General features: G+C 64.5%; 3 protein-coding genes. 1 reads left to right on the forward strand and 2 read right to left on the reverse strand.

The features are described 5' to 3' along the window. Positions 1-215 precede the first annotated feature (215 nt). Positions 216-1,136, forward strand: a complete 921-nt coding sequence (locus tag EOA33_RS26805; protein WP_127407009.1) for a sugar kinase — start codon at positions 216-218, stop codon at positions 1,134-1,136. Between the two features lie 168 nt (positions 1,137-1,304). Here the strand turns inward: EOA33_RS26805 and EOA33_RS26810 are convergent, their stop codons facing one another. Together EOA33_RS26810 and EOA33_RS26815 are read right to left on the reverse strand one after the other, a co-directional pair. Further along, complete coding sequence (locus EOA33_RS26810; RefSeq protein WP_126054145.1) at positions 1,305-2,333, reverse strand: aldose epimerase family protein; 1,029 nt, start codon at positions 2,331-2,333, stop codon at positions 1,305-1,307. A 96-nt stretch (positions 2,334-2,429) separates the two neighbouring features. Further along, positions 2,430-3,887, reverse strand: coding sequence for an NAD-dependent succinate-semialdehyde dehydrogenase (locus EOA33_RS26815; protein ID WP_126054144.1), 1,458 nt, complete (start codon positions 3,885-3,887; stop codon positions 2,430-2,432). Positions 3,888-4,023: the final 136 nt, after the last annotated feature.

The raw sequence follows: 4,023 nt of genomic DNA on the forward strand, positions 1-4,023 counted from the left end.
ATGCCGAACCGGTTCCTTTTCCAAAGACAACGTTCCAGCGGGCGGATCGCATCCCGCCGCGACTGTGGGAAACCGCTTCTGACGCAAAAAACCGCAGCCGCCAAGCATGGCGTTGCCCATCGCAAAAAGCTACAGCAGCACCTCGTTGGTTTGTGCATGTCGTCATCCCCAAAACGCTAGACACTTTTGCGCGACATGCACGGGGAGACAGATAGATGGCTGCAAATGGCGTCGCCTCGATCGGCGAGTGCATGCTCGAACTGTCGGGCCAGGCGGGACCGAACTGGCGCATGGGCTTTGCCGGCGACACGTTCAACATGCTGTGGGCGCTGCATGCGCTGAGCGGCGAGCGGCCGGCGACTTATGTCTCGGCCTTCGGCGACGACCCGTTCTCGCAAGGGCAGATCGCCTTCTTCGCCGAAAACGGCATCGGCATCGGCCAAAGCCCTGTCATTCCAGGCGCCCGACCAGGCCTTTACGCCATCACGCTGACCGGCGCCGAACGCGCCTTCACCTACTGGCGCGCCGACGCCGCCGCCAGGCAACTGGCTTCGGACCCTGGCGCCTTGGCAAAAAGCCTTGAAAACCAGGCGCTGGTCTATTTTTCCGGAATCACTTTGGCAATTCTAGAGGAGGCTTCGCGCAAGACATTGCTCAATGCGGTGGCCAAGGCGCGGGCGGCTGGTTCGCGCGTCGCATTCGACCCCAACTACCGGCCGCTGCTCTGGCGCAGCCGCGAGGAGGCGCAAGCGGCAATCACCGAAGCACTTGCCGTCACCGACATCGCGCTGCCGACCTTTCCCGATGAGCAGATGCTGTTTGGCGATGCGACACCACAGGTGACCGCCGGCCGGCTCGGCCGACTTGTCGGCGAGGTCGTCGTCAAGAATGGCGAGGACGCGGCGCTGATCGCCGTCAAGGGTGCCTTCCAGCCGGTTCCGGCCGTGCATGTCGCGACGCCAGTCGATACCACCGGTGCCGGCGATTCCTTCAATGGCGGCTATCTCGCCGCCCGGCTTGCCGGTCATGCCCCCGCCGACGCGGCGCTGCGCGCGCATCGCGTTGCCGCCGCGGTCGTGCAGGTGCGCGGCGCCCTGGCGCCATTTGAAACGCTGAGAGCAGCGTTCGGCAACTAGCTAAGGTGTATTGAGACTCAGGTCAGGCCGAGTCGGAGTCGAAGACGGGCGCGAAGCGACCAAAACGGTGGTTTTCGAGAACCGGAGCGGAGCGTACTCGAGTACGTGAGCAGCGGAAGCGCAGAAAACCAGCGTTCGCAGGCCGGCCTCACCTGAATATCGGCACGCTTAAGGTAGCCGGAACCGATATTCCGTCACCTGATGATAGATCTGCCCCGGCCACAGCGTGGCCTGCGGGAAATAGGGCCGGTTCGGCGCGTCCGGCCAGACCTGCGCCTCCAGGCAGAGGCCTGAATAGGCCCTGTACTGACGCCCCTCCAGCCCTGCCGAGGACGGCGCCAGATACTGGCCGGTATAGAGCTGCAGACCGGGTTCCGTGGTCCAGACCTCCATCTCGACGCCCGATGAGGCGCCTTGCGCCCAGGCGGCCTGCTTGAGCGGCCCGTGCGTGGAGGCGAGGCAGAAGTTCAGGTCGTAGGGAAGCTGCTCGCCCTCGCTCTCCATGCGCAATGCCCGCGCCTGGCGGAAGTCGAACGGCGTGTCGTCGACCGGCTTCACCACGCCCGTCGGGATCATCTCCGCATCGACCGGCGTGTAGGCGCCGGCATTGAGCATCAGCCGATGGTCGAGGATATCGCCGGCGCCGCCGTCGTCGAGGTTAAAGTAAGAGTGCTGCGCGAGATTGCACAGCGTCGGCTCCTCGGAGGTCGTGGCGGTCAGTTCGACGCTGAGCGTGCCGGGGATTTTGAGCCGGTAGGTGCAGGTTACGTCGAGCGCGCCGGGAAAGCCCATCGTGCCGTCAGCGTCATGCAAGGTCAGCGTGACGAAATCCCGGCCATGCAGCGAGACCGTCCACGGACGGTGGAAATAGCCTTCCGAGCCGCCATGCAGCGTGTGCTTGTCGAGGAAGTTGCGCTCTGTCTGGTAGCGCTTGCCGGCGATGGTGAAGCGGCCATCGCGGATGCGGTTGGCGAAGCGGCCGACCACGGCGCCGAAGAAGGCCCTGTCGGTCTCATAGGGCTCGAAACGGTCGTAGCCCAGCACCAGCGGCGCGTCGTGGCCGGCAAGCCGCAGATCCTGGACGATGGCGCCAAGCCCGATGATGTTGGCGGTGAGGCCGCCGCCGCGAATGGTGAAACGGCGCACGGGTTCGCCCGCCTGCGTCGTGCCGAAGACTTCGCCGTCCTTCATCGTCATGCCCGAAAGTCAGTTCGTTGATCTGTCGACTCAGCCGGTCCCGGCCGGGTTGGATTATGGGAAAGGCAGGCCTTGCGCCTGCCCTTCCGTTTGCTGTCAGAGGCCGAGGCCGCCGATGCAGACATATTTGGTGTCGAGATAGTCCTCGATACCCTGATGTCCGCCTTCCTTGCCGAGACCGGATTCCTTGACGCCGCCGAACGGCGCTTCCGGTGTGGTGATCAGGCCCTCATTGACACCGACCATGCCGTATTTCAGCCCTTCCATGACGCGGAATGCGCGGCCGAGATCGCCGGTGTAGAAATAGCAGGCGAGGCCGAATTCGGTGTCGTTGGCGAGCGCGATCGCCTCTTCCTCGGTCTCGAACTTGAACACCGGAGCGACCGGGCCGAAGATCTCTTCCTTCATGAAGCGCATCGTCGGCGTGGCATTGGCGATCACCGTCGGCTGGAAGAACGAACCGCCGAGTGCATGGCGCTTGCCGCCGGCCACCACCTTGCCGCCCTTCGACGTGGCGTCGGCGATCAGTTCCTCGACCTTCTCGACCGCCTTGTCGTCGATCAGCGGTCCCTGCTGCACACCCTCTTCAAGGCCGGACCCGACCTTCAGATTGTTGCTTGCCGCGGCCAGCTTCTCGACGAACTTGTCGTAGACGCCGGCCTGCACGAGGAAGCGGTTGGTGCACACGCAGGTCTGGCCGGAATTGCGGTATTTGGCGGTGATGGCGCCGGTGACGGCGCGGTCGATGTCGGCGTCGTCGAAGACGATGAACGGCGCATTGCCGCCGAGCTCCATCGACACTTTCTTGACCGTCACGGACGACTTCTGGATCAGGATCTTGCCGACTTCGGTCGAGCCGGTGAAGGTGATCTTCTTGACCAGCGGGTTGGCGCAGATCTCGTCGCCGATCTCGGCGGCCGAACCGGTCAGGATGTTGATGACGCCCTTGGGGAAGCCGACCTCCTCGGCAAGCGCGCCCCAGGCGAGGCCCGAATACGGCGTCTGCGAGGCCGGCTTGACCACCGCGGTGCAGCCCGCGGCGAGCGCCGGGCCGAGCTTGCGGGCGAGCATCGAGGACGGGAAGTTCCACGGCGTGATGGCGGCGATGACGCCGACCGGCTCCTTGGTCACCAGGATGCGGCGGTCGCCCCAGGGCGACGGCACGATGTCGCCGTAGGTGCGCCGGCCTTCCTCGGCGAACCACAGTATGTAGGCGGCGGCCGAGCCGATCTCGCCCTTCGATTCAAACAGCGACTTGCCCTGCTCTATGGTCAAGAGTTCCGCGAGCACGTCCTGATTGTCCATCATCGCGTCGTGCAGCTTGCGCAAAAGCTTCGAGCGCTCGAGCGCGGTGGTCTTGCGCCAGCTCTTGAAGGCTTCCTCGGCGGCCTCGATGGCGCGGCGCGTCTCGGCCCTGCCGGCCTTCGGCACGGTGCCGATCTTGAGGCCGGTGGCCGGATTGTTGACGTCGACCGTCTGGCCGCTGTCGGCCTGCACCCATTCACCGTTGATGAGATTGGCCTGGCGCATGAAATGGCTGGTTTTCTGAAGCATGGTCTGGCCTCCGTTCGGCGCGCTGATCGGCCGTTTTTCTGGATATCTTCAATGCGCGTGCGCGATGTCCGCACGCTGGAGCCACTGCTCTTAACCTAGGGAAAGGCCGGCAAGCAATCGCAAGATGGCATATAGG

This window comes from Mesorhizobium sp. M4A.F.Ca.ET.050.02.1.1 (assembly GCF_003997725.1).
GTDB lineage: Bacteria > Pseudomonadota > Alphaproteobacteria > Rhizobiales > Rhizobiaceae > Mesorhizobium.